Origin of the sequence: Cupriavidus campinensis, from assembly GCF_905397395.1 — a bacterium.
Lineage (GTDB): Bacteria > Pseudomonadota > Gammaproteobacteria > Burkholderiales > Burkholderiaceae > Cupriavidus > Cupriavidus campinensis.
Genome location: NZ_CAJPVH010000116.1, coordinates 1 through 4,781, shown reverse-complemented (window position 1 = coordinate 4,781; position 4,781 = coordinate 1). Strand labels below are relative to the sequence as shown.

Below are 4,781 nucleotides of genomic sequence, written 5' to 3'. Positions count from 1 at the left end.
GCCTGCGCGGGCCGGAACCAGCGCGCGCCGGCCAGGCCCGCCGCCAGCATCACGGCCACCTGGCACCACGGCGATGGCACGACGATGACCGCCGTCGCCGCCAGCGCCATCACGCTCAGGCGCGGCGCATCGGGGCAGAGCGAACGCGCCATGCCCCACACCGCCTGCGCCACCACGGCCACCGCCGCCACCTTCAGGCCATGCAGCAGACCGTCCGGCACGTGGTTGCCCGTGGCCGACAGCCCCAGCGCCAGCACGATCAGCGCGATGGCCGAAGGCATGGTGAAGCCGAGCCACGCCGCCAGCGCGCCCCGGTAGCCGGCCCGGGTGAGCCCGATCACCATGCCAACCTGGCTGCTGGCCGGCCCGGGCAGGAACTGGCAGAGCGCGACGATATCGGAATAAGCCTGCTCGCTGAACCAGCGCCGCCGCGTGACGAAGGCCTCGCGGAAATAGCCAAGATGCGCCACCGGGCCGCCGAACGACGTCAGCCCCAGCCGCAGGAAGATCAGGAATACCGCCCAGGCGTTGCCGCGGTCGTCAGTGTGGTCGAGGTCTGGTACGGCGCTCATGGCGAGTGGGGGGACGGTGTCTGGCCCGTTGCAGGGCGGATGGTGGCGATCAGCCCGGTGTGGCCGCTGCTGGCGAGGTTATCGAAGGTTAATGACAGGCCGTGCAGCGTGGCCACGCGCCGGGCGATGGAGATGCCCAGCCCGTTGCCCTGCTCACGCTGCCCGGCGCCCCGGAAGAAGCGGTCGCCCAGGCGTGGCAGCAGGCCGGGCGCCACGCCGGGGCCGTGGTCGGACACCGTGATCGCATCCGGGGCGAAGGCCAGCGTCACCAGCGTGCCGGCGGGGCTGTAGCGCAGGGCGTTGTCCATCAGGTTGCGGAGCATGATGCCGAGCAGCGCCGGATCGCCGCGCACCGGCAGGGGCGGGTCGATGGCCGCCGGCCACGTCACCTCCATGTCCACCTGGCGGCGCTCGGACAGCGTCAGGCAATCGGACAGCACCTGCTGGACGATCTCATGCCAGTCCACCGCCGCGCGCACCGGCGGCGCGTCTTCGTCCTCGAGCCGGCTCATGGTCAGCAGTTGGGACACCAGATGGCTCAACCGGTCGATGCCAGCCTCCACGTTCGCGGAGGCCTGCGCGCGTTCGGCGGGATCGTTCGACTGGCGCGCCACGTCCCACTGCGCCTTGAGCGCGGCCAGCGGAGTGCGCATCTCGTGGGCGGCATCGGCGGTGAGCTGGCGCTCGTGCTCGATCAACGCCGAGACGCGATGGAGCAGGGTGTTCATCGCGCCGACCAGCGGCACCAGTTCCGGCGGCACGTTGGCCAGTTCCAGCGGCGCCGGGTCACCGGGCGCGCGCGCGGCAATGGCGGCGGAGAGCGCGCGCAGCGGCCGCAGCGTCACGCGCACGGCCCACACCACCAGCGCCATCAGCAGCGGCACGCCCAGCATCCACGGCAGCACCTGGGCCTGGAGGTAGGACACCACCAGTTCCTCGCGCTCGGCCTGGATCTGTCCCACGCAGACCCGCCAGCCTTCCACCGGATCGTCCAGGTAATAGAGCCGCCACGGCACGCCGTCGATGGCGATGTTGGTGAAGCCCTTCACGTGTGGCGCGCGGGGCAGGCGGTCGCCGTCCGGGTCGATATGCAACGGTTCGCCGCCGGGCCGCCACGCGGCGATGGCGAGATCGCCCAGCCCCGCGTCGCCCATGTCGCCCAGGTCGGCATCGCCGGGCAGGGGGCCGTTCTGGGGCGGCGGCTGCGGCACGGCGCCAACGTTGATCAGCGGCAGCATGGCCTGCATCTGCTGCGCCATGCGCACCATGGCGGTGTCGTACAGCTCGTTGATTTCCTCCTGCGTGCTGAGGTAGATCAGCACGCTGGTAAGGCTCCAGGCGATGGCCACCCCCAACAGCACGGCCAGGATCAGGCGCCGCTGCAAGGTCATGCGTCGTCTCCGGGGCTGGCGATGGCTTCCGGGGTGCCGAGCGTGTAGCCCGCGCCGCGCAGCGTGCGGACGATGCCGGGGTGGATCTTGCGGCGCAGATGGTGGATGTGCACCTCTAACGTGTTGCTCTCCGCGCCCTGTTCCCAGGCGTAGAGCTTCTCGCGCAGGAATTCGCGCGTCAGCACGCGGCTCGGGTGCGCCAGGAGCAGTTCGAGCAGCATGGCTTCGCGCGCGGTGAGGTCGACGGGCTGGCCTTTCCAGGTGGCCTGCCGGGCGGCCGGCTGGTAGGTCAGCGCGCCGTGGTGCCACACCGGCTCGGGCATGCCGGCGCTGCGGCGCGTCACGGCGCGCAGCCGGGCGGCCAGTTCGTCGAGATCGACGGGCTTGATCAGGTAGTCGTCGGCGCCGGCATCGAGGCCGCCGATGCGGCTGGAGATGGCGTCGCGCGCGGTCAGCATCAGCACCGGCGTCTGGCGCCCCTGCTGGCGCCAGCGCGCGAGCAGGGCCACGCCGTCGTCGTCGGGCAGGCCGAGGTCGAGCACCACGGCGTCGTATTGCATATCGGCGATCGCGCGATCCGCCTCCGCGCCCGTGGCGAACCAGTCCACGGCATGCCCCTTGAGCTTCAGCCCGCGCTGCAGGCCGTCGCCGAGCATGGGGTCGTCTTCAACGATAAGGATTCTCATCTTGGGTGCGAAAAAGGGCGCATACGGCACGGTGGACGGCGTGAAGCGTAGCACCGCGCGCGCGGCGCCGCACGCTTAATGTGGGATTAAGGTTGCTCTCCTAACCTGCGCGCTCGTCTCACCCGGTCCCCCCCCCGCGCGCATGCCGCTACCGCAGTCTCATCCGCCGTCGCCCTCCCTGTCCACTCCGCAGCCTGCCGTGACGCCGGCCCGTCCGCTGGAGGGCTGGCACGTGGGCGCCTGGTCGCCGGCCATGGCCTGGGCCGCTGCGTTCATCGCCGTGGCGCTGCTGGTCTGGTTCGGCACGCTCGGCATGCGCCACCTGCTGGGGCCGGACGAAGGCCGCTACGGCGAGATCTCGCGCGAGATGCTGGCCACCGGCGACTGGGTCACCATCCGCTACAACGCGCTGAAGTACTTCGAGAAGCCGCCGTTCCACATGTGGGTCACGGCGCTGACGTACGCGCTGTGGGGCGTGGGGGAATGGCAGGCGCGGCTTTGCGTGGCGCTGGCCGGGCTGGCCGGCATCGTCATGTCGATGCTGGCTACGTGGCGCTGGTTCGGCGCCCGCGCGGCGGCCTTCGCGGGGCTGGCCCTGCTGGCGGCGCCGATGTGGAGCGTGGCGGCACATTTCAACACCCTCGACATGACGCTGGCCGGCGTCATGGCCTGCGTGCTCGCCTGCATGCTGCTGGCGCAGCATCCCGCCGCCTCCGCCAGCGCGCGGCGGGGCTGGATGCTCGGCTGCTGGGTGGCGATGGGCGTGGCTGTGCTGACCAAGGGGCTGGTGGGCGTGGCGCTGCCGGGCCTGGTCCTCGTCATTTATATAGGCATCACACGCGACTGGCGGCTGTGGCGTCGGCTGCACCTGGCCTCCGGCATGGTGGTGCTACTGGCGGTGACGGTGCCCTGGTTCTGGCTGGTGTCGGCGCGGAACCCGGAATTCCTGCATTTCTTCTTTATCCACGAACACTGGCAGCGCTACACCTCTGGCGTCCACGCGCGGCCGGGGCCGATCTGGTACTTCGTGCCACTGGTGGTGGGCGGCTTCCTGCCGTGGGTGGGACTGTTCCCGCGCCTGTGGCGCGCCATCGGCACGCCGCCGGTCGATGAGCCGGATGATGTGGCGGAGCGCTTTCGCCCGGCGTTGCTGGCCGGCATCTGGGCCATCGCCATTTTCGTGTTCTTCAGCCTCTCGCATTCAAAGCTGCCCGGCTACATCGTGCCGGTAATTCCGGCGATGGGCATCCTGGCCGGCGTGGCGCTGGACCGCCTCGATGTGCGCGCCTGGCGGCGCCAGCTCGGCGGCATGGCCATCGTGGCCGCGTGCGGCCTGCTGGCCAGCCCGGTGGTGGCCACGCTCAATGCCAACCATACGCCCAACGCGTTCTATCGCGCCTATGCCATCTGGGCGGCGGCGGCGTTCGTGGTGATGCTGCTGGGCATTGCCGCCGCGCGCTGGCTGCTGCGGCGCGGCGTGCTGCCCAGCGTGGCGGTGTACGCGCTCGGCATGTACCTCGGCTTCACGGCGGCCCTGGTCGGCCATGAGACCGTGGGCGGTCCGGCGTCCGGCGCGGACATCGCCCCGCTGGTGCAGCAGAAGCTCACGCCGGGCATGCCGTTCTATGGCGTGAAGATGCTCGACCACACCCTGCCGTTCTACGTGCGGCACCCGCTCATCATGGTGGCGGAGGCAGACGAACTGTCCTTCGGCACCGAGGTGGAGCCGAACCGCTGGCTGCCCGATATGGCCACCTTCGCCAAAGTCTGGCGCAACGGCCAGCCCGCCATGGCCGTGATGTCGCCCGAGACCTATCTGGCGCTGTCGCCCACGCTGCCGCTGTACGTGGTGGCGCGCGACTGGCGCCGGGTGGTGGTGACCAACGTGCCCGGCCCGGCGCCGACCCTGGCCTCGCGCTGAGCGCTGAGCGGCTTTCCCATTTGTCTTTCTGTTCCTGTCTGATTCCTACATGCATCCCAAGCGAGTCCTGATTCTTGGTGTCAACGGCTTCATCGGCCATCACCTCACGCGCCGCATCCTGGAGACCACCGACTGGGAGGTCTACGGCATGGACATGGCCTCCGACCGCCTCGGCGACCTGGTGAGCCATCCGCGCATGCACTTCTTCGAG

5 protein-coding genes are annotated in these 4,781 nt (G+C 70.3%); 2 read left to right on the top strand and 3 right to left on the bottom strand.

The window, feature by feature from the left end:
• The 3 genes from KHO18_RS27905 to KHO18_RS27895 all read right to left on the bottom strand — a co-directional run.
• Positions 1–572, bottom strand: a 572-nt coding sequence (locus KHO18_RS27905) for a chromate transporter (protein WP_211944285.1), incomplete at its 3' end; no start/stop codon positions are given.
• A complete protein-coding gene (locus tag KHO18_RS27900) occupies positions 569–1,963 on the bottom strand; it encodes an ATP-binding protein (protein WP_144203542.1) in 1,395 nt (464 codons plus the stop codon). The genes KHO18_RS27900 and KHO18_RS27905, both read right to left, overlap by 4 nt.
• Positions 1,960–2,649, bottom strand: coding sequence for a response regulator (locus KHO18_RS27895; protein ID WP_144203544.1), 690 nt, complete (start codon positions 2,647–2,649; stop codon positions 1,960–1,962). Before KHO18_RS27895 ends, KHO18_RS27900 begins: the two co-directional genes overlap by 4 nt.
• A 253-nt stretch (positions 2,650–2,902) precedes the next feature.
• On the opposite strand from KHO18_RS27895, the gene KHO18_RS27890 reads away from it, so the two are divergent.
• Together KHO18_RS27890 and KHO18_RS28600 are read left to right on the top strand one after the other, a co-directional pair.
• Positions 2,903–4,570, top strand: a complete 1,668-nt coding sequence (locus tag KHO18_RS27890; protein ID WP_244845160.1) for a glycosyltransferase family 39 protein — start codon at positions 2,903–2,905, stop codon at positions 4,568–4,570.
• Positions 4,571–4,619: 49 nt separating this feature from the next.
• Positions 4,620–4,781, top strand: a 162-nt coding sequence (locus KHO18_RS28600; RefSeq protein ID WP_244845159.1) for an NAD-dependent epimerase/dehydratase family protein, incomplete at its 3' end; no start/stop codon positions are given.

Excerpts from the sequence above, each read along its gene's own strand:
- KHO18_RS27890 (WP_244845160.1), top strand. The coding sequence starts at position 2,903 with ATGGCCTGGGCCGCTGCGTTCATCGCCGTGGCGCTGCTGGTCTGGTTC.
- KHO18_RS27895 (WP_144203544.1), bottom strand. The coding sequence starts at position 2,649 with ATGAGAATCCTTATCGTTGAAGACGACCCCATGCTCGGCGACGGCCTG.
- KHO18_RS27900 (WP_144203542.1), bottom strand. The coding sequence starts at position 1,963 with ATGACCTTGCAGCGGCGCCTGATCCTGGCCGTGCTGTTGGGGGTGGCC.